Source organism: Nostoc sp. (assembly GCF_036917415.1).
Lineage (GTDB): Bacteria > Cyanobacteriota > Cyanobacteriia > Cyanobacteriales > Nostocaceae > Nostoc.
The window spans coordinates 40,864-63,515 of record NZ_JBALDJ010000061.1 but is presented as its reverse complement, the minus strand read 5'-3'; the positions used below and the strand labels follow the sequence as shown (position 1 = coordinate 63,515).

The 22,652-nt window shown below is 41.0% G+C and carries 15 protein-coding genes; 5 read left to right on the top strand and 10 right to left on the bottom strand.

Features of this window, described 5'->3' with window-relative positions; genetic code table 11:
• Positions 1–262: 262 nt before the first annotated feature.
• The 6 genes from V7K41_RS11940 to V7K41_RS11915 form a co-directional block, all read right to left on the bottom strand.
• Positions 263–1,192: a polysaccharide deacetylase family protein gene (locus tag V7K41_RS11940; protein ID WP_334848324.1), complete on the bottom strand. Its 930-nt coding sequence runs from the start codon at positions 1,190–1,192 to the stop codon at positions 263–265.
• 855 nt (positions 1,193–2,047) lie between these two features.
• Entirely contained in the window at positions 2,048–2,386 is a 339-nt protein-coding gene (locus tag V7K41_RS11935) for a hypothetical protein (protein ID WP_334848322.1), read from the bottom strand.
• Between the two features lie 173 nt (positions 2,387–2,559).
• Complete coding sequence (locus V7K41_RS11930; protein WP_334848381.1) at positions 2,560–3,141, bottom strand: hypothetical protein; 582 nt, start codon at positions 3,139–3,141, stop codon at positions 2,560–2,562.
• Positions 3,142–3,944: 803 nt separating this feature from the next.
• Complete coding sequence (locus V7K41_RS11925; protein WP_334848320.1) at positions 3,945–4,280, bottom strand: Lin0512 family protein; 336 nt, start codon at positions 4,278–4,280, stop codon at positions 3,945–3,947.
• Positions 4,281–4,363: 83 nt separating this feature from the next.
• On the bottom strand, positions 4,364–6,181 hold the full coding sequence (gene ltrA / locus V7K41_RS11920) for a group II intron reverse transcriptase/maturase (RefSeq protein WP_334848318.1): 1,818 nt from the start codon (positions 6,179–6,181) through the stop codon (positions 4,364–4,366).
• 577 nt (positions 6,182–6,758) lie between these two features.
• A complete protein-coding gene (locus V7K41_RS11915) occupies positions 6,759–6,956 on the bottom strand; it encodes a hypothetical protein (RefSeq protein WP_334848317.1) in 198 nt (65 codons plus the stop codon).
• Positions 6,957–7,217: 261 nt separating this feature from the next.
• On the opposite strand from V7K41_RS11915, the gene ileS reads away from it, so the two are divergent.
• Positions 7,218–10,100, top strand: a complete 2,883-nt coding sequence (gene ileS / locus V7K41_RS11910; protein ID WP_334848315.1) for an isoleucine--tRNA ligase — start codon at positions 7,218–7,220, stop codon at positions 10,098–10,100.
• Positions 10,101–11,156: 1,056 nt separating this feature from the next.
• Positions 11,157–12,308, top strand: a complete 1,152-nt coding sequence (locus V7K41_RS11905; RefSeq protein ID WP_334848314.1) for a histidine decarboxylase — start codon at positions 11,157–11,159, stop codon at positions 12,306–12,308.
• A gap of 74 nt (positions 12,309–12,382) precedes the next feature.
• Here the strand turns inward: V7K41_RS11905 and V7K41_RS11900 are convergent, their stop codons facing one another.
• On the bottom strand, positions 12,383–15,766 hold the full coding sequence (locus tag V7K41_RS11900) for an EAL domain-containing protein (protein ID WP_334848313.1): 3,384 nt from the start codon (positions 15,764–15,766) through the stop codon (positions 12,383–12,385).
• Between the two features lie 421 nt (positions 15,767–16,187).
• Positions 16,188–17,072 carry a ParA family protein gene (locus V7K41_RS11895; RefSeq protein WP_334848312.1) on the bottom strand — a complete coding sequence of 295 codons (885 nt, stop codon included), beginning with the start codon at positions 17,070–17,072 and terminating at the stop codon, positions 16,188–16,190.
• A gap of 529 nt (positions 17,073–17,601) precedes the next feature.
• Here V7K41_RS11895 and V7K41_RS11890 point away from each other — a divergent pair.
• The 3 genes from V7K41_RS11890 to V7K41_RS11880 all read left to right on the top strand — a co-directional run bounded on the left by V7K41_RS11890 (position 17,602) and on the right by V7K41_RS11880 (position 19,225).
• On the top strand, positions 17,602–18,012 hold the full coding sequence (locus tag V7K41_RS11890; RefSeq protein WP_292858071.1) for a 2TM domain-containing protein: 411 nt from the start codon (positions 17,602–17,604) through the stop codon (positions 18,010–18,012).
• Between the two features lie 289 nt (positions 18,013–18,301).
• A complete protein-coding gene (locus tag V7K41_RS11885) occupies positions 18,302–18,625 on the top strand; it encodes a phasin family protein (protein ID WP_104906051.1) in 324 nt (107 codons plus the stop codon).
• Positions 18,626–18,703: 78 nt separating this feature from the next.
• On the top strand, positions 18,704–19,225 hold the full coding sequence (locus V7K41_RS11880; RefSeq protein WP_334848307.1) for an FKBP-type peptidyl-prolyl cis-trans isomerase: 522 nt from the start codon (positions 18,704–18,706) through the stop codon (positions 19,223–19,225).
• Positions 19,226–19,402: 177 nt separating this feature from the next.
• On the opposite strand, the gene V7K41_RS11875 is transcribed toward V7K41_RS11880, so the two are convergent.
• Together V7K41_RS11875 and V7K41_RS11870 are read right to left on the bottom strand one after the other, a co-directional pair.
• On the bottom strand, positions 19,403–19,921 hold the full coding sequence (locus tag V7K41_RS11875) for an alpha-ketoglutarate-dependent dioxygenase AlkB family protein (RefSeq protein WP_334848305.1): 519 nt from the start codon (positions 19,919–19,921) through the stop codon (positions 19,403–19,405).
• 24 nt (positions 19,922–19,945) lie between these two features.
• Entirely contained in the window at positions 19,946–22,594 is a 2,649-nt protein-coding gene (locus V7K41_RS11870) for a replicative DNA helicase (protein WP_334848303.1), read from the bottom strand.
• Positions 22,595–22,652: the final 58 nt, after the last annotated feature.

Here is a 22,652-nt window from a genome sequence, read left to right as displayed (position 1 = left end):
ATAATCAGGACTTACGCACAGGTCACGGAAAATCAAACCACAGAGAACGCAGAGAACACAGAGGAATAAGAGTTAGAGAGGTTTTTTGCGTAAGTCCTAATAATGACAAGCGTGAATGCTAGGAATAGTAATAGTTCTACCTCCTGCCTTCTGCCTCCTGCCTCCTGCCTTCTGCCTCCTGCCTTCTGCCTCCTGCCTTCTGCCTCCTGCCTTCTGCCTCCTGCCTTCTGCCTCCTGCTATAATTGCCTGGACAGGATATCACTAATGATTAAGCTGTTGGTTTGGATGTTCTTGATTTGTTACTACAGGTGATGCTGCTGTCTCTACACTTTTTTCTTGGGCTTGTATTTCTAGTAGTTGGGGAATTGTCACAAATCTATAGCCTTGGGCTTTTAAACCTGCAATCATTTCTGGTAAAGCCTTGACAGATTTGGAACGGTTGCCGCCCCCATCGTGCATCAGGACAATTGCACCGGGTTTTGCATATTTCAGCACATTTTTGACTAGTCCTGGAACTTGAGGCGAACGACGTTCAGCATCTCCCGATTCTTCTGACCACATCATGACAGCGTATTTCTCATTTTTGGCATATTCGGCTAATCCATTATTCAGAAAGCCCCCAGGAGGACGAAATAGAGTAGTTTTCTCTCCAGTAGTCTTGTAGATGATTTCTGCTGTACGATCGATTTCACTAGCCGCAGTAGCTAAGTCCATGTGGCGATACCAATGATGCCATGTGTGATTACCAATTACGTGACCATCAGCAGCCACTTGCTTGGCAACTTGGGGAAAATATTTCACCATTTGCCCGATCATGAAGAATGTGGCTTTTACATCATTTTTCTTCAAGATTTCTAAAATCTGTGCCGTATTTTTGGGGCTGGGACCATCATCAAAAGTTAGGGCAATAACTTTCTCATTCGCTTTTAGTTTTGCTTGATAAACGATTGTTCCCTGAAATGCCTTTGGCACTTCATTCATCTGGTCTGTGACTGGACTTATATTTTGTGCATCTGCACTCATTAGTTTGTTATGACTCGCTTTAGCACTCTCACTTTTTGGCTTGATAATTCCCAACAAATGCTCAAATCCGTTTGTGGTTAAAAGCAAGCTGATACCTAAACTACTAGCACCAGTAACCAATATAATAATTATTAGTTTTAGTAACAAAGATAATTTCCGACTAGACACATTAAATCTCCTCAAATATTAGTTATTGGTTATTGGGGATTGGTTTCTCCCTGATGTTCCCATCCCTTATCAAAACAGAATTCAGGAGTCAGGAGTCAGAATTCAGAATAAATTTTGTACGAGTGGCGGATGAATAAACGGGTTTAAAACCCCCACCCAATCTTAGATTTGGTGGTTTACAAGATGCTCGCGGACTCGCTAACGCTGCGCTTACAGTGGCGGGTCTGAATCCCCCACTGTAAGCGTTGCCTCTTCGAGTCCACGAGCGTCTTGATTCTGACCGGAGGCGGAGCGTCTCCGGCTCCGCTCCTGAATTCTGACTTCTGAATTCTTCTTCAAATCATCATGTCTGCTTGATTACTTCTTAAACTGGAATTACCCGGATTTGATATTACTCCTAGCCTGTTGTAATTAATATATCTATTGCTGAAAGAAAAAAGAAAACAATAAAATACCTTGAAACATTCCAGCTAAAGCTAAAGGATGTCTCAATTTAATCTGTACTAATTTGCTACGATTATTAAACTGAATAAAATAATACTCAGTAGATTTAGCTGACCAGTAGAGCCAGCAATGATAGCAGTATAACCGTAACCTGGAGAAATGCTAAGTAGTCGTTGACCAATAGAGTTAAGGACTTTGCAACTAGTAATGTCAATATTCGCTATTTGCTTGCGATCGCAGTTTTTGCTTATCCTTGTAGAGAGAGGCAGAAGGGAGAAGATAGGAGGAATGCTACTCTCTGTCTCCTGCTGTGAGCAGAGGGAGGAAGAGTTTAAAGTCCTTCACTAAAATCTTCGATCTCGTATAGAAGTCTTATCTAAATTCCAACCTCTTACTCTCTTCCTGCCTTCTTTAATCTTCGTCAAGGGCTGGGAAAGCTTCTTCAAGCTGCCACAACCGATCTTTATTTTCAACAAACCAAATACGAGTTTCTGGAGTTAATTTACTCCAAATGTCTTCAACAGGGATGTGAGGAGATGCATACTGGTAGTGCTGACCAAGTGATTTGAGATTGTCCGCTACATCACGGGGAATTCCAAATTGTTCCCAGTCAACTGTGATATTTCTTCCCGAAACTCCGGCTGTGGGGTCGAAAACCAATTGTGCCGATCTGACTAAATCAGCAAAGTGTTTCGGTTTGAGTTTGGTGATCTCCTGAATTTGGAGTGATTCGTTATGCTCTTGAGACATGATCGCCGCAGTGGTAAAGATTATTGGTGTATTGAACTTACTGCCAGAGATTTTTATCCCAATATTTTTACTTTAGCGCAGAGTTGATAACTTCATCATGACTGAAGATTAGGGATTAGGGATTAAGTATTGCAAAGAATTCCGATTTCTGATTCCAGTCCCCAATCCTTATTTTAATGACGAGTGTAGGAATTCTCAAAGTGAGTTTTGAGTGTATGAGCCATAACAGAGATGACAATTGCTGCTATGGAAACTGATATTGCTGCGATTCTGATTCTAGAATCATCTGCAAGTATTGCTACAGCAGCTAGAGCGATCGCTACCCCTATACAACCTTGTTTGACCTTATTTGTCACCTGATAAGCTCGATTGCAAGAATTACAAATAAGTGTGTGTCGCGAAAACCTATCTAGCAAAATCGGCTTTAAATTCAACTCGCCATTCTCAACATTTTTCCATGTGGAATAGCCGTGATAAAAGGGCAAAGACGATCCAAATTTATCTAGCCACTTGCGGTACTCAATCACTAATGTGTCAGATGTTTTCAGCGGCAAATATAATTCTTTGAGACTTCTTCCCAAGCGCTCAATTTCTGCCTGCTGTCCCGCAATCAGAGGCAAATCCTGCTCTAATATTTTGTTCGTATTTAAGTGATCGAGCCAGCGCGGCCTCAGCTTGACTCCCCAAGTCATGAAATTACGATAACCTCTAGCTAAAAGACGGCATCGCCCTTTACCTAAGGGAGCAGGGAGCAGGGAGCAGGGGGCAGGGAGCAGGGGGAGAAAGAGTTTAAGACTTATTTACTTTTCTTCACACAGTTTGGTTTTATTGCACCGACTTACTTAGAACATTTCTAGAGTGGAACTTCAAAAATTAACTATGAGAAAGCATTCAAGCATTTTAAGTAAGTCAAAGGTCGTTTTGCTTGCAGAAAATACCCAAATGAGAAAGCAAACTGGGGTTTGAGTAAGTCAAAGGTCGTTTTGCTTGCGGAAAACACCGAAATGAGAAAGCAAACACAGCTTTTGAGTAAGTCAAAGGTCATTTTGCTTGCGGAAAACACCAAAATGAGAAAGCAAACACAGCTTTTGAGTAAGTCAAAGGTCATTTTGAGAAAGTATTTAAGTATTTTGAGAAAGTAAATAAGTATTTTTCTAAAGCAATAAGGCTTTTTGATAAAGTAATCAGCAAATATACTTGACAATTAAAAATCGCGTCTGTACAAATGAAGTCGGCGGTCGAATAACTTATTGAAGGAGGCAGGAGGCAGGAGGCAGCTATGCTGAAGCAACAATTAGGAGAGGATTCAGACCCCTCACGCCAGTTCTTTTATGCAGGCGTTCCCGTCCATCAGACTGGCTCCCTTTTTGTTTGCGCCGTATAAACAAACGGTGAGGTCTTAAACCCCTGCTCCCAAGGCGTCGCGGCAGGAGGTAGAGGGCAGTTTTCCTCCTGCCTCCTGCCCGACGCTCGCGGACTCGCTAACGCTGCGCTATCTGCCTCCTGCCTTCCTTGATAACTTTTCTATAACTTTCTGTTTCTAGAGGAATTACCTCAGCTACTCATCTTCGATTAGAACTGTAACAGCAGCGATCGCAATCAACATTTCGTCATTTTTATCGTTGAGTTCGGGAATCGCCCGCCCTTGAACTATCATCCCCCCAGATTCTACGACGAGAGTTTTTCGCCCAAATGGTAGTACAGCTAGTACCTCTTCTTCTCTAACTTGTTCTGGGTATGGCACTGCTACCTGAACCTCTATAATCATTTCATTGGGATGACTCAAACCTGCAACTTCCCAAACACCAGGTAAGGCATTGTGAGCGATCGCATTACGTACTGCCCTAGATGCTGCTACTGTTGGTTCTTGTCCATGCTGATCTATTAAACTCAACGAGGTTGTCACCAACCCCGTTGGTCTTCAAAACCGTGCGTGAAAGTTTCCCTTCACACGGCTCCTCAATGATTTGGTGCTTGTCATGCATACCTCATTACCCATTTATCCTTAACTTTTTCAAGTTTTCTGGTGGGCTTAGGCTCGGCACTATTACAGCCGGATTTTGTGCCAGGACTGCCATCACTGGCTGTCTTTGTGTCGTGGCAATGTCTGTGTAGAAGTTGAAGATTTTTGTATTCATCCTTTCCACCTTTCAATTTCGGGATGATATGGTCAACTTCCATCACATCGTCGTTGCGGAAAAACATTTCGCAGTGGGTACACTTCCCTTTTTGCTTTTTTAGGAGTTTTGATATCCTGTTTCGCATTTCTGGGTTGCTACCCATTCTTGTACTCCAATAAACCAGGTTTCCGTCGTATGGTGACAATTCGCCTTTAATTTTCAGATGACGCACTATTGGGGTGGTGTCATGTTTTATTAACCGAAGTGGGGTTAAACCTTCCTTCCTGGTTGCGAATACCCAGTTATCACTGCCTATGGACTGCCAATACCTTTTTGACACCCATTCCCCGCTCTTTTGGGGGTGGCGGCGTTTTGCCCAAGCGCTTAACTTTTGGTACATGAGGTAGTCAATATGTGAGTAAGCAACCTTACTTACCACAGTTGTGTAGTAGTTAGCCCATCCCCTAATAATTGGGTTTAAATGGTTGATTAGCGCCGCTTGCGGTGCTGCCTTATGAGCTTCAATAACACTAGCGATTTGGTCGTAATGTACCTTCTGTTTTTGCTTACTTGGGGTGATGATTGTTTTAAAACCTTGTTTTGAGTGATACTTTCCTACTGGAAATTGTTGTATCGTAAAACCAAGGAAGTCAAATCCTGGTTTTTCTTGCTCATACTGTGTGAGAGTGTGGGCGAGTCTCGTTTTACTAGGCTTTAATTCCAAACCCATACCTTGTAACCATTTAGAGATAATCTCTTTACATCTTTGAACTACGGTTAAGTTTTCGTGGAGAATCACGAAATCGTCGGCGTAACGGATTAGGCTAAGAGACTTGCGATTGTTTTCTTTACCATAACCACTTCGAGTAGGCAGGGTTTCTGCATACTGCTTAATCCGTTCTTCCATCCCGTGAAGGGCAATGTTTGCCAGTAGTGGAGAAATGACCCCGCCCTGTGGCGTACCCGTCGCACGGGTACGTGCGCCCGCTTCGCTATCAGATGTTGGAAACAACTGCTTACCGTCCATCACTCCCGCTTTTAACCATGTTCGGACTTGTCGGCGGATGGTGGGGAATGTATTTAATTTTCTTAGCAGTGCTTCTTGGTCGATGCGGTCAAAACATTTGGCAATATCGGCATCTAAAACGTATTTTGGTTTTTGCTTGATTACCAAATATATTGCTTCTATCGCATCGTGGCATGAGCGTCCGGCTCTGAACCCGTATGAATTAGGTTCAAATCGTGCTTCCCATTCTGGTTCTAATGCCAGCTTGACAAGCGCTTGCAAGGCTCGGTCTTTCATTGTAGGTATACCCAAAGGTCGCTTCTCTTCTGTTCCAGGCTTAGGAATCCATACCCGCCTGGTTGGGATGACCTTTGATCCCAGGTTTAGATTTCCAGTAAGTTCTAGACGTTGCTTTGGAGTCAGCGATTTAACGCCATCTACACCTGCTGTCTTTTTCCCCTGGTTATCCTGGGTGACTCTACGAACCGAAATCGCTCTTGCTGACCATGACTTCATCAGCGTCTTTTGAAGTCTGCGATATGCTTTCACATCACCACGGGCAGAGGCTTGATAAATTCTCTTTTGGAGCTTATACACGCTACGCTCTAGCTTGCGCCAGTTAATAGAGTGCCATTCCACCATCAGTTGTTGAGACTGTGTATTAGACATATATACTCACTACTTGGGACTTTATCATCCAAATCACCGTAAGTCTGTCTGCATATTCTGGGCATTACCCCAGACATTCGCTTTTGACTTAATCTTTCCTACTCGCTGCATACGGTTAGCACCTACTCAGGGATTCGACCACCTGAGAGCAGACGAGAGGTTATCTCGTTCCGAATGACCATACTGTGTACCTTTAGAGTGATGCTATTCGCCGGGTTTATTTGGAAGTGCATGTTGGTCAATGGCATATTTGCCAACTCCTTATCCTGTGCCTTTTGGCTTCAGCGCATTAAGCCTTATTTCGCTGATTTGGTGTAACGACGATTCAATCGCATCTTCAAGCCGAAGCTTTACTCATGGGTACTTTGCTCGATGCTTACCAACTTGGGCTGTTAGTAATAACACCTTTTCACCCCGCTTCAGGCGTTGATGGCTAGTCTCAAACCTGGGGGTGATGCTTTCACCGTTGCACCTACGGGGTAGGGTTTGAGGATTCTAAGAATACCTCTCACCTACATGGTCATTCAGTTGTCAAGGTTCAGTACCTTGCGGCTAATCCTCCAGACCCATTAGGGTCTTAGTTTCTAGCCAACGATTCGCACATTCCCATCCCCATCTCGATAATCAAGCGTTTACGCGCCATTGCTAACTCCGGGAAATCTTGCATCTTAACACTAAAAAAGGCAGAAGTTAAAGAAGCTACTTGGAATTGATAGCTTTGGGCGAACCCAGAAAAGTATACTACTTTCTGCTGATAAACTCTCAATCTCCGCAAAATTCCTGATTATTTGCCTGGTTGACCTTTACTAGGGTCGGACAAGGGAACATGAAAACACGCCCTAGTAGAGCATGGTGTAAATAAACATACCATTTCAAATGGCGCAAGAGCTTGAAATAGAATTCTTTTGATTTTTTTGATTTTTGACTTCCGCCTTCCGGTACTAGCCTTTTAAAGGTTGAGCAATAGTGAATTTTGGATTTCAGCCTATCTTCTATAATTAATAAAACCTGCACACATAATTCTAGGCATGAGACTGTGACCGAATCAGGAAGTTACAAAGATACTGTAAACCTACCCAAGACTAATTTTGATATGCGGGCAAACGCCATCAAGCGTGAGCCAGAAATCCAAAAATTTTGGGAAGAAAATAAAATTTACGATCGCCTCTTTGAAAATAACCCCGGCGAATTATTTATACTGCACGATGGGCCTCCCTACGCTAATGGCTCACTCCATATCGGTCATGCCTTAAATAAAATTCTCAAAGATATTATTAATCGCTACCAAATGTTACAAGGGCGTAAAGTTCGCTACGTCCCTGGTTGGGATTGTCACGGATTGCCAATTGAGTTGAAAGTTTTGCAGAACATGAAATCAGCAGAACGACAAAATTTAACGTCTTTACAACTGCGACAGAAAGCGAAAGAATTTGGTCTAGCGGCGGTAAACGACCAACGCAACAATTTTAAACGCTACGGTATTTGGGGTGATTGGGATAACCCTTATCTAACTCTGAAGCCGGAATACGAAGCGGCTCAAATTGGCGTGTTTGGTCAGATGTTCTTAAAAGGCTACATCTATCGCGGTTTAAAGCCGGTTCACTGGAGTCCCAGTTCTCATACCGCTTTGGCTGAAGCTGAGTTGGAATATCCTGAAGGTCACGTTTCCCGTAGTATCTATGCAGCTTTTGCAGTTACAAGTTTGGCAGAAGCTGTAAAACCACTGCTGGCGGAATATCAGTCAGATTTGGGTGTGGCTATCTGGACGACTACACCTTGGACAATTCCGGGGAATTTGGCTGTGGCGGTAAATGCAGATTTAAATTATGCAGTGGTGGAAGTTTCACCTTCAGAAGCAAAAGCGCAGAATAATTTCAAATACCTAATTGTTGCTGCTGATTTAGTCGAACGTTTATCTTCAACGTTAGGAGTTGAGTTAACTGTAAAAGCCACGTTCAAAGGGAATGATTTAGAACATACTACTTATCGTCATCCTCTATATGACCGCGAAAGTCCGATTGTTGTCGGCGGTGATTACATCACTACAGAATCGGGTACTGGATTGGTACATACTGCTCCCGGTCATGGTCAAGAAGATTACATTGTTGGTCAGCGTTACGGTTTGCCCATCCTTGCACCAGTAGATGACAATGGCAATTTTACCGAAGAAGCGGGACAATTTGCTGGGTTAAATGTGCTGGGTGATGGGAATCAGGCTGTGATTGATGCCTTAAGTGCGGCTGGTTCTTTGTTGAAAGAAGAACCATACCCCCACAAGTACCCTTATGATTGGCGGACGAAGAAGCCGACAATTTTCCGCGCTACTGAACAGTGGTTTGCTTCCGTGGAGGGATTTCGGGAAGAAGCATTAAAAGCGATCGCAACGGTAAAATGGATTCCAGCCCAAGGTGAAAATCGGATTACGCCAATGGTGGCGGAACGTTCTGATTGGTGTATCTCCCGTCAACGTGTTTGGGGTGTACCGATTCCCGTTTTCTACGACGAAGCCACGGGAGAACCACTGCTGAATGAAGAAATTATCAACCACGTCCAAGGAATCATCAAGAGAAAAGGTTCTGATGCTTGGTGGGAACTTTCAGTTGAGGAATTATTACCCGAATCCTATCGTAATAATGGCAAGTCTTACCGCAGAGGTACAGACACAATGGATGTATGGTTTGATTCTGGGTCATCTTGGGCAGCTGTCGTCCAACAGCGTCCAGAATTACGCTACCCTGCTGATATATACTTGGAAGGTTCCGACCAACATCGCGGTTGGTTTCAATCCAGCTTGCTTACCAGCGTAGCAGTAAATGACATTGCGCCTTACAAAACTGTGCTAACTCACGGCTTCACTTTGGACGAACAAGGCCGAAAGATGAGTAAGTCAGAAGGAAATACGATCGATCCAAATACAATCATTGAAGGCGGAAAAAATCAAAAAGTAGAACCGCCCTACGGTGCTGATGTATTGCGATTGTGGGTATCATCGGTTGACTACACCGGCGATGTCCGCATTGGCAAAAACATCATTAAGCAAATGAATGATGTCAGGGGCAAAATTCGCAATACAGCACGGTTTTTGTTGGGTAGCTTGGATGATTTTGACCCGGAAAAAGATGCAGTTCCTTTTGAGGAATTGCCAGAACTTGACCGTTATATGCTGCACCGCATCACCGAAGTATTTGAGGAAGTAACTGTTGCCTTCGAGAATTTCCAATTTTTCCGCTTTTTCCAAACAGTGCAGAATTTCTGCGTGGTGGATTTATCCAACTTTTATTTAGATGTGGCCAAAGATAGGCTGTACATCAGTTCAAAAGATGCCTTCCGCCGTCGCAGTTGTCAAACAGTGCTGAAGATAGCAATAGATAATTTAGCACGAGCGATCGCACCAGTGTTATCTCACACTGCCGAAGATATCTGGCAATATCTCCCCTACAAAACACCTTACAAATCGGTATTTGAAGCCGGTTGGGTACAGGTTGAGGAAAAATGGCGTAATCCAGATTTAGCGGAATTTTGGTCAGCGCTGCGACAACTCCGCACCGATGTTAATAAGGTGTTGGAACAAGCCAGGATAGAAAAACTCATTGGTTCTTCCCTGGAGGCGAAAGCTTTGATTCATATACCTGACAAACAATTAGGTGATGCTATCAAAGCCTTTAACCCGGTTAAGGGTAACGGGATTGACGAACTGCGGTATTTATTGCTAACTTCCCAAGTGGAATTATTAGATTCTGCTGAAGGATTGCAAGGATTGAAATATACAGCGCAGACGCCAGACTGGGGAATTGGGGTAGTGAATGCAGACGGGCAAAAGTGCGATCGCTGTTGGAACTACTCTACTCATGTGGGAGAATCAGCAGAACATCCCTTAATTTGCGAACGGTGTGTTGCAGCCTTAGCTGGAAAGTTTTAAAAGCAAAAATTCCACGGCACTAGCAAATTACAAATGGCTAAATGCACTGACAGCAGTTTTCTTTTACATGAAGTACAAAACTACAGGATTTGAGGCAAAAGACAGAAAGAAGGAAGTAGAAACTCTTGATGTTTGATGCGTGAGTCCTGTATTTTGTACCTCATCTACTGGAAAACTGCAACAATATAGAGACGAGCAGTGCTAAGTCTCTATTAGGGTTCTGTATAACCCATATTTACAGCAGTTTTCATGTATAGGACTTACGCAAAATATCTCTCAAACTCTGATTTCTCCGTGCCGCGCCAGTTGCTAGAAGTCGGGGAACCCGCCCAACGCACTGGCTTCTCTGTGCCTCTGCGGTTCGTTATTCCGTAACTTGTGCGTAAGTCCTAATGTATTTGAACCACATCTGTCGTAAGGGCGCAGCATTGCTCATTGGTGTCAACTTAACGCTAAACCCGCTTGGTGAAAACATTTTGCCCTCACCCCCAGCCCCTCTCCCAAGAGAGAGGGGAGCTAGACATTCAATTCCCCTTCTCCCAAGGGAGAAGGGGTTAGGGGATGAAGGCGTGAGGGATTTACAAAACGCCTGTCTGATATAGTTTTCGGCTGAAGTTGACACCAATGAGCATTGCTGTGCCCCTACCACGTGGTCTATTTACCTGAAAACAGCTGTAATTTCTGGAAATGTCTTTTTAGCTTGATGAAGTCCGCATAAGCGGACTTCGCTGTATAGCCTAGTAATTCCCAGAAATTACGCAACTGGCACAAAGTTAAATATGTGATTAAATCAGGTTGCAATCAGCGACTGAAAAAATATTTTATGTAATACGCATTCTGGTTATTTCGTATTATGCAGAAGTTCTAAATGTAATATACTTTTTTAGCAAAAAAATGGGTATTATTACTGAATGCTTATCAGTATTTTCACTATATTATGTTCTATAAAAGAACTGAATGGGGTCATTATTAAGAAAAAATAAAGGTATGGATTAATACGTGTAATCTAGTTTAAAACATCCATTAACTCAATCAAAATTTAAGAGATACAGAGATATGTCAAATAAAATTGCTAAGGAATTGGCTGATTTTCTGCTGCAAATAGAACAGCGATCGCAGTTTCATGCAGGCTATCCATATAATTTAAGTTGTGATTACAGTGCGATCGCTAAATTTTTTAATTTTCTATTAAATAATGCTGGAGATCCATATATTGAACCAGATTTTGGTCTCCATTCTCGTAAGTTTGAGCAAGAAGTATTATCTTTTTTTGCCCAACTCTATAAAATTCCAGAAAATGAGTTTTGGGGTTATGTTACTGCTGGCGGAACTGAAGGTAATTTATATGGAATATTCTTAGCAAGAGAAATCTACCCTAATGGCATTCTTTACTCATCACAAGACTCTCATTACTCAATACCCAAAGCAGCAAAACTATTCCGCATCCAACATAATATTGTTAACTCACAAATTAATGGAGAGATGAATTATGAACATTTTGAAAAACTCATTAGCGAAAATCGTAATTATCCTGCGATCGTCAATTTAAATATTGGGACTACTGTCAAAGGTGCCATTGATAACTTAGACAAAATTATCGAAATTTTAGAGCGCAATCAGATTAAAGATTACTACATTCATTGTGATGCCGCCCTTTCAGGATTAATATTACCCTTTTTAGATGGTGCTCCGCAAGTTAACTTTCAAAAACCCATAGATAGTATAGCTATTTCTGCAAAATTCATTGGTTCTCCCTTGCCTTGTGGCGTAGTTTTAACTAAGAAAAAATGGGTAGAAAAAGTTGAAACAGCAATTGAATACATTGGTTCATCAGATACAACTATTCTGGGTTCTAGAAACGGTCATACCCCTCTGATTCTCTGGTATGCAATGCAAACAAGAGGTTATGATGGATTAGCGAAAGAAGCAAAAACCTGTATAGATAATGCCCAATATCTTTTCCAACAACTTAAAATCAGAGAATATCCATGTATGCTCAATAAATTTTCCAATACCGTAGTGTTTCAAAAACCTTCTCAAAGATTAATTAAAAAGTGGCAGTTAGCGGTTTTTGAAAATTGGGTACACATTATAGTCATGCAAAATATCGATCGGCACAAAATTGATACTTTTGTTAACGAACTGTTGTTAGAAGAAGGATTGCTTGATAACGTAGATAATTTTCAGCTACAGTCAGTACTACACTAAGAATAGATTGCCAAGTGAAATTAATCACCCACTTTAACAAGGTGTTTCTTTAAACAGAATTTGCTCCCAAGATTTTATCTTTTTAAAAAGTTTTTTCCGCACAAGTTAGCAGCAAGTAGTATTTCTACTTCTGCCCGTTCCATAGGTGGTAAGAAAAAATACCCTTGCCCATAATCACATTGTAAAGCTTTCAATTGTGCTAATTGGTCTACAGTTTCTATGCCTTCTGCTGTTACAGACATATTTAAATTATGGGCTAATGTCACAATCGCTCGAATAATTTCTAAATTTTCTCCTTGACTACCTATACTGGTGACAAAAGAGCGGTCAATCTTAATGGTTTTGATTGGTAGGCGATGTAGATAACTTAATGATGAATAGCCAGTCCCAAAATCATCCATGTGCATCTCGACATTCAGCGCTGTTAATTGGGAAAGCACAGTGGTAGCTAATTCAAAATTATCCATCAATAAGCTTTCAGTAATTTCCAATTTCAAACAGTATGGCTCAAGTCCAGTTTGCTGCAAAATATGTTTAACCTGTTTAAACACATCAGGTTGCGTGATTTGTTTACCAGAAAAATTTACGCTAATTGTCAGAAGTTGTGAGGTAGGAAATTGTTTATGCCATTTGTGCATTTGGTAACAGGCTTCATAAAGCACCCATTGCCCGATACTAACAATCATTCCAGTTTCCTCAGCCAGGGGAATAAAATCTTGAGGGGAAATAAGTCCTCGTTCTGGATGATACCAACGTATCAGTGCCTCAAATCCAATAATTTTGCCAGTTGTTAGTGAAACAATTGGCTGGTAATCAAGGCGAAATTCTTCTTGCTTTAGCAGCGCATTTCGCAGAGCAGTTTCTAACTCTAAGAGCAAAGCTGCACCCTCGTGCATCTTTGGGTCAAAAACCTCATAACGTGCCTTACCAAGTGATTTGGCACAATACATTGCCACATCAGCATCGCGTAGAATCTGCGCTGCTTGCTCATAATCTACTCTACTTAAAGCGATACCAATACTAACATTAGTAAACACCCGATGCTCATTTAATTGAAATGGCAAAGCTAGCACCTTTTTAATTCGCTCGGCGACCTGTATGGCGGTGTTGATATCCTCAATTTCCTCAATTAAGATTGTGAACTCATCTCCGCCAAAACGGGCAACTATGTCTTCGCCTCGCAGAACTGACTTTAGCCGATGAGAAATTGCAATCAAAAGTTGATTTCCTAGTAGATGTCCCAGGCTGTCATTCACAACTTTAAAGCGGTCTAGGTCTAAGAATAGTACGGCAAATAAATAATTATTTTGCTGTTTAGCCTGTTCTATTGCCTGCTGCACCCGCTCCAGAAATAATCGTTGATTAGGTAATCCAGTTAGCCCATCATGAAGACTGTTGTGCAGTAATTGTTCTTGTGCTTCTTGACGTATAACAATGTCTTGTTGAAGTTGTTGATTAACCCTAATAAGTTCAATAGTGCGTTCTAGAACCAACTGCTCAAGCTGATAACGATACTGGACTAATTCTTCCTCTGCTAGCTTCCGCTTAGTGATGTCACGGACAATAACAATATACTCCCGTAGCAGAGAATTAAATGGCTGGGAAATCGTCGATTCAACAATTCGCAAACCTTGGTTAATTTTCAAGCTTTGCTCACTTCTAATAGACCATTGCTCCGGTTTGCCGCGATAGCATATTAGAAGTTGATTCAAGTTTTGCCCAAGCAGCTGCTGAACACTTGTTTGAAATAATTCTTCAGCAGCGGTATTTGTCTGAGAAATATTTCCGTCTTCATCTAATACTAAAACAGTATCTGGAACGGTATCGAGAGTAGTAATAAATAGGTTTCTTGCTTGTTTGCGTGCTTCATCAATAGCAATAATTTGTGGTAAAGTTGTCCAGCCAGCGATCGCAACTCCTGTAAAAGAAAGCGTTACTAATAAAATCGCTAGGAAAGAATTTTGAGGATTATTAGAATGTTTATCTAAAAAATCGCGAATAACCCAACTGATTGTGGCAGTAATACAAATTAATGATACTAAAACAATCACTTGTAATACTACAAAGTCTGGATTGTTTCTATTAGGCTTAGTATCGTAACGCTGTGCCCACCAATTTGGGTGTAATGGCGCAAATCTTAACCGACGTAGCACTAAATCTCCAATCGTCAAAATAATGGGTAATAATAATCCCACTAAAAAATCTCTCCAGTTCCAAGCTAAACCTCCCACTATTAGAACTACCGCTTCTAACAAGAAAAAACCAAGTGACCACCAAGGCCATAATACGTATGGTTTGCCACGACACATCCATAATCCCAGATGTAGTCCCATAATGGACATGAGATAACAGGTGCCTGCTACTGTGACAAGTTGAGATACATTTCCCAAATTTAGACAAAGTAAACTTAGTAGAAAGGTCAACAAAATAGCAGGGCCAAGGACACCTTGACGGGAAACTAATGCAAATATAGGAGAAAGCTGTCTGTCTAAGGCAAGCTGGTATAATATCCGAGGAGAGTTAGAAACTGCTGTAGCAGAACTTAGAAGGCAAGATATAGTAATCAGAAGTGTTACTAGAAAAGAGGCAGATTCACCCCAAAAAGGCTTAGAAGCCGCTACTAGATTTAAGAAAGCATCATCACGTATTGTAGGATTTTGAGTAGAACACATTAATACCCAAGAACCACCTAGAAACACCGGAGGAATTAACCAAGCAGCTACGGTTAAAAACTTTAAAGTTTTATATGGGTGGCGACTATCAGCAACAAAAGAAGAAGTTGTTTCACAAGCATAAATTGAATAACTAGCTAGAAAAAACCACTTTGCCCATTCTTGGAAGCTCAGGCTATGTGCGCTAGTTGGGAGAAAATTAAAATTAGCAGATGAGAAGGCTAACCATAATACGCCTTGAACACAAAACAATAACAGTAATAAAATCGCTGGTAATACAAAAAATAAATGCAGGAGCGCCAAAGCACGGGTGCCACTGAACGCTAAAATAAATGGAATCGCTGTAAATAAGACTTTTAAGAAAGTTTCTGGACAAGAAATATTTAATGTTTGAAAATTAACTTTAATTAAGTTAGTGAGAATAATCGCATACAGTGCTGGTGCTGCGGCCCAGCTAAAAAAGTATCCTAATGCTACGTAACGGCCTAAGCCAGGAAAGTTCTTTAATAGCCTTGTGGTATAGTTTGGTGTTCCTCCGGCGACATCTGACCAATGCCTACCTAGACTTTGTACCTGCAAGTTGAGTAAAAAGGAAATAATCGTGCCAAAAAACCAAACTAAGATAGCTTTTGGCCCTAACGCTGCATGAATGATGGGGGCGGTACCAATCCATCCAACATGACCAGTTAACCCGAAGCCCCAGGTTTCGAGATAACTCAGAGTCCGTGGTAGGCGCATTAGCAAGTGCTGATTGTTCTGTGCCCGCGCAGAATCGTTACTAACCATTGTTTCTTAGTGAGATTTACTGACCTTTTCACTCAATAGCTGAATCTCACCAATTATAGCTTCAGTATAACTGCTGAACTTTCAGAAAGGATAACTTATTTGTTACTGAATTGTGGATTTTAGATTTTAGATTGACCTCATGCCTAAAGGTTTTCTTGAATAGAGAATTTTAAATTGGGGATTTGAGATTTATTCTATATAGCTTGTTTCTCACCGAGTAAGTATAAATTCTCTTTCTTCAAACCTTTATAAAAATTAAAAGGTTGAGATTTGTGACCTACTTAATAGACATAGACATCTCCAGAAATAAATTATTCATTGCTTGAAACCCTTGTAAAGACGTAGGAATCCTACGTCTTTACATTCTTATCTCTAATTTAACAAGTCGGAAATCATGTTGTTCATCAATGATTGACTAAAGCTATAGCTTTTGCAATAACTCCTGAGTTAATTGCAAGAAAGCTTTTGAACCTGCTGATTGAGGAGCATTTAAAACAGCTGGTATAAAACTATCGACAGCCTTAGCAACGTTGACATCAACTGGTATTTGTACCTTACAAATTTTTTCAACACCAAAATCTTCTACAACGCGGTGCATTACTTGTTTATAGTATCTGCCAGTGAGCAGGTTAGCGCTGGACATACTAAATACAATTCCCAACATTTTTATATCTATCTTGGTTTCATGTCCGTGACTATCTTTTAATTGGGCAATCCGTCTTTCTAGCAGTTGAATACCTACTACAGATAATGGTTCTGGTTTTGCAGGAAGTATGTAGAAATCGCTGGCGGCTAAAGCACTACGAGTCAATAGATTATAGCCAGGGGCACAATCGAGAAGGATAAAATCATATTCTTGACGTACTGGTTTTAAGATGTTATTAATCAAGACCCTTTCAAAGCGATTCCAAATCGTTTCAAAGTCCTGTTCGCCTAAAGCAGTTGCTTGCTGATGCAGCATTTCCGAAACAACAAATTCATCATATAAATCGATATCTCCCGGTAATAAATCTAGTCCGGAAAGATTACAAACCTGGGATTGAACAATATCCTGAATTGTGAGTTTTGCTTGTGGTTCTGGATTGATAACTTGGTCTATCAAATACCTAAACGTCTTACTTTGTTTACGAAGCTTGGCAAAATCTAAAGGCGACATCAAACTGAGTGTGGCGCTAATCTGGCTGTCTAAATCAAGGACAAGCACCCGTTTGCCATGATTTTTAGCTAAACAAGTAGCTAAGTTGACCGTGAGGGTGGTTTTACCAACGCCACCTTTCATATTGGCAGTAGCAATTACATATCCCATTGATTGAGTCCTCTATTGACGCATTCCCACTGGTCTGTCAAGAAATAATTGAGGAGTGCGGATTGTTTGTAGTTAGCGCTAAAGCACAAACTACGAACCGATCAAATCAAACTTGACAGACTACTAGGTAGCGTACACTGCTGCTGATATTTTAAATCTTCCATTAAATTTAATATTTTTGGAAATTCAAAAGAGTGATTTCAGCAATGTTTACTCCATTGAGGCAGCAAAATGTAGTTGGGTCTTTACCTGGAATCGGTCTACCAGCCTCCTGTACCACATAATGCATCTTTTTGCTAATAATCTTTAGCTTAATGCCGTAACAGCGATCGCTCTTATCAAAGCAATTATAGAGGTATTGACAAATACAGTAGCCCTAAATCAATTGTGAGAAAATAATAGTGTTGTGAATATCACTAAGTATTGGGTGCCAAATGTGGATGCATTTGCTAATTGAATTGAACGAAGCCGATCGATAATTTCGTGAAATCAAAGGCGCATTTACACACAAACCTATAAGGTAATTAAAATGACTTACGATTCAGAAGATGTCCAACAAATCCTGCAAAAAGCACTCACTCGTAAACAGGAAGGTGAATTTTCACGAGAACAGCTTTTAGAAATGGCATCTGAGTTAGGCATTTCTTCTAAGATTTTGGAAACAACTGAACAAAAGTGGTTGGCTCAACAAGAAGAGGAACGTTCGCGACACACATTTAATACTTTCCGACGCAGAGCCTTTTGGACACACTTTGTTTCTTTCCTAGCGGTGAATTTATTCCTCATTCTCTTAAATTTAATCACTAGTCCTAGTTATTTTTGGGCTATTTTCCCAATATTAGGATGGGGGTTAGGACTATTTTTTCATTGGTGGAGTGTTTATCAGAGTAAATCAGAGGATTACGAGATCGCTTTTCAGAAATGGCGTACACAAATTTAACTTTTCCTTTAACGATCAATCTTGGATATTCAGCACTGTCTAGATAAAATCTTCCCACGAACGATGAGTGTGAGTTTTGTAATTTAGAGGGAATCTCCTCTGACATCGTGGAAATAAGTAAATTTGGGCAACCTTAAACTTGAGGAGTTGTATAACCACGTCCTTTGATCTTTGTGCTTGCCAATTTGCCAAAATAGAGCTGTAGGCTAGAATAACTACGCTTTAAGAAGCTTGATTGCCTACACTCAGGAGTAAGGGTCGGCTGGTTAATAAGTAAGAGGAAGGGAGTATGGACAACAACAACTGGTTGCAACAGCTAATGATGGTGGGTCTTGGCACAACCTCTATAGTCGCAGAAAAACTGCGGCAAGTCAGTGATGATTTAGTTAAAGATGGCAAGCTCAACCCTGAGCAAGCCAAGGCGGTAATAGATGATATTGCCCAGCAGTTAAAGTCGGAACAGGGAAATTTGGATGTCCAAATGCAACGGCAAATGCGAAATATGATGCAGGATTTGGGGGTGGCTCGTCAGTCAGAAGTGGATGAACTGAGGGGTAGAATTGACCGTTTAGAGCGTCAATTGCGCGATTTGGAAAATAAGCTTTGGCGTTAGAATGCCCTTTCTGATTTAAACTAAATGTGTCCTGTTGGTAATCTTTTTGCCAGGATACTTAAGTAAGGAGAACTGATTTTGAAACCAATTTTCCTCAGCGTGGCGTTCATGCTGGTGTGTGTTGTGCTTTTGATTGTGGGGCAAGTAAGCAGTAAACATAATACTGCTATTGCTGCCGAGTTAACCCAAACGCCGCCAGCATCCACAGCTGTAACTGAAAACAATATCTTAATTGCGAGTAATACTATGTCTGATGCTAATGCCGTAACCACTCCCTCTGGATTAAAGTATGTGGAGTTAAAAGAGGGGACTGGGGCGACTCCTAAACCTGGACAAACGGTTGAAGTTCACTATGTCGGCACTCTAGAAGATGGTACTCAGTTTGATAGTTCACGCGATCGCGGCCAACCCTTCAGCTTTAAAATCGGTGCTGGACAGGTAATCAAAGGTTGGGATGAAGGACTTAGCACTATGAAAGTAGGCGGTCTTCGTAAGTTAATTATCCCATCTGAGTTAGGCTACGGCGCTCGTGGTGCTGGTGGCGTGATTCCACCCAATGCAACTCTAATTTTTGAAGTGGAATTGCTGGGAGTTAAATAGGAACTGGGAACTGGGGATTGGGTACTGTGGACAAGGGGGAATTATTAAAAGAAGTTTCTATTCTCTCTGTCCTCAATGCCCTATCAAATAAATTAGCTGTTTCAGAATAAAGATGAAACAGAAGTATAGCTAGAAAACATAAGAAAAGTATCTGTAACTTTGATCGGACTACCGCTACTATACCAACAACCTAAATGTCAGACTAATACGCCCGAATGTTTCTGGTTGCTTGAGAATTCCATGCTTCCAGTGTTGCTGGGTCTTCTGAGACATAAAAAGTAGAGAACCACTTTTGAGTAAGTAACTATATTCAATGCTTTTGTCTTGTTTATTCTGAAATGTAATTATTCTTTCAGCCCCTAACGAAATAATAGAGATACCAGTATCATCAATGAGTTCATCAATTGAGTCAGAGTGAAATCCCATTGTTGAGTTACCATTTACGTAATAATTGACTAAACAGTTGTTCGGTCGAAACCCAAAGTGTTTTTCAAGCCTATCAATAATAGGAAGAAACTCGTTCAACATCGGGTATGATTCGTAAGAAATGTTTGAGTAGTTATATGGTGAACCAAAGCTAGCTGTTTTTCGTGCCCGTATACGCTCATCCCAGTTAATTATGGATATAAGACTATCAAATAGAGAATGACTATTCGACAAAAATACATCATTAATGAGTAAATCCGGCTCGTTCATTGCTCAAATAATTATTCAGTCTGGCTAAATTTTTAAATTTTGAAACTTTGTAAATTGTGGATTAAACAAAAGTTTCGCAGTACCTGTAGGGCCATTGCGGTGTTTAGCTATAATTACTTCTGCAATGCCGCGATCGGGAGTATCGGGAGAGTAATATTCATCGCGGTACAACATGATTACTAAATCGGCGTCTTGTTCTATTGAGTTGTGGACAATGATATTATTCGCAACAAAATTATGCAAACCAGGAACTGTAAGATCAAAGACTTCTTCCTCGCCGCTATATTCAATTGAAAGTATCTCGTCCCAATAAACATCACTTTTGGCAAGAGTAACCAGTTTAGATGATTGGACAATGTTACCGACTTTTAAAGCTCTTTCTCGACTTAAATTTACTTTGTAAAGAGTAGACCCACAAAACGAAACTCCAATGGAGGCTTGTAATATCCGTGTCGTGAAGCCAATAGCTTGCATCGCAGGTACAACCTCTATTTTCCAAACATCCTTCGGAATTACATCTCTATTAGGGTTGTGAATACTGTTTTCAAAGTGTTGGAAAATATCTTGGAGTGAACGTAGCTTATATTCTCCTACTGCTCCAACATGAATAATAAACAATTGCAGATCGGGCTTACCAGTGATTATTACATGATATTGATTTCTGCCTTTCCCAACTTGAGGAACTGTCCTGAGTGTTGCGTTAATGCTAAGTCTTAACAAAAGTGTCTGTATATCAAAAGCTAGTCTCTGGCTACTTGTTGCATAATATGCAATAGGTCTTAAGTTTTTTCCTGCAACCAATTTTATACAGCCATCTGTACTCCAAAGGTGTCTTAGAAAGCAACCTATTAACTCTTGGGGTTGTGAGAACAATTCTTCAGGTACAAATTTTTCATAAGACCTTAAACCAAAAACACCGAGAGAGTCTAGCCATTTGGCTATTGGATTTCTCACACGATGAGTTAGATTCTGTCCTGCGGATAAATAAACTTGATACCACCCACGTTCAGGTGAAATTCTAGGAACAATTGAATCTCCAAAAACTTCTGTTGCCAAGAAAGCAACATTCTGAGCTAAATCTATCTCTCTAGTGGTGTACTGTATGGCATGACGTGGCAATGTGCAACCGTCGCCAATTAAATGCCCTAATAATGCGACTTCGGCATAAGTCATGGTTTGTTTACCAGGACTGGGGAGATGTCTTGGTAAACATAGATGTTGTTTAGGAGTTAATTCATCAAGTCTTTTCCAGCCATTAATTGTTAAAAACTTGTGATTACCTGTGGCACGGATTTTTCGACCCAATCGAGTTGTTAAAGTAAACAGAGGCTTTACACCAGTGGAAAAAGCATTGCTAACAATTGCTTTTTCTAGCTGCATTGTAGCTTCGTTCAACGCCCAAACTGCAAAACCAGATTTACCTGCTAATTCCCTAATTGGTACTTGCAGTCCGCTATCTACTAATGTCACTAGACTATCGCCTGCTAAACAACCAGATTCTCTCAAATCAGATAACATCGGGCGTTTGTTAGTACGTGCCTCCACCCCTCGGCTCAACTGAGATAAGGCAATAACTGGTACAGATAATTCACGCGCTAAACCTTTGAGTTGACGCGTAATTTTTGATAATTCTTGTACGCGATTATCACCTGCTCCTTCCATCAATTGCAGGTAATCTATTACAATTAATCCTAACTCAGTTCCTATTTCAGCTTGCAGTCTTCTTGACTGACTACGCATTTGTGTAACTGTAATATTCGGCGTGTCATCAATATAAATTGGCATTTCAGAGAGGATACCAATAGCACGGCTTAAAGGTTCCCACTGTGTTTGACTGAGGCGGCCAGTTCGCAAATAACTACTTTCAATTTGCGCTTCACTAGCTAATAAACGTTGCGTCAGTTGCTCTTTGGACATTTCCAAGCTGAAAAAAGCAACTGGTAACTTATAAGAAGCGGCGATATTATGAGCAAGGTTTAAGCAAAATGCGGTTTTCCCCATTGATGGGCGGCCCGCGACAATGATTAAATCAGAACGCTGAAAGCCGCTGGTCATGGCATCTAAATCGTAAAATCCGCAAGGAATTCCAGGTAAGGCGATGCCTTGATTTCTATCTTCAATATCCTGGAAATTATTAATTAGGGTATCAGAAATGTGAACTAAACCCGATTGGGGACGCTCTTGAGTAACGCCAAATACTTTCTGTTCTGCTTGATCTAAAACAGTTGGTAACTCGGTTTCTGTTTCGTAACCAAGATGTACAATTTCATTGCCAGCTTTAATTAACTGTCGCCGCAGGTATTTTTCCATGACTAACCCTGCTAAGGCGTCGATATTCACGGCTGACACTGTACGATCTACCAGAGTTGCTAATTTATTTCTACCACCTATCTGGGCAAGTAAATCATGGTCAGTCAGCCAACTGGTGACTGAGAGTAAGTCTGTGGGTTTACCTTGGGCGTGGAGTCTGACAGCTGCTTGATAAATACCTTTGTGAGCGCTAATGTAAAAAGCTTCAGGAAGGAGGCGATCGCTAACTCGACTAATCGCTTCTGGATCTAGCAAAATCCCCCCCAAAATCGCTTCTTCCGCCTCAATATTTTGTGGTGGGAGGCGTAGTTTACCGCCGTAGGCATCGCTACCATCACCTTTAAAACTCAGTTCTTCAGCCATAAACGATTTTAGTTTTGAGATTTTGCTAGAGACGCGATTAAAGATTTTGCTAGAGACG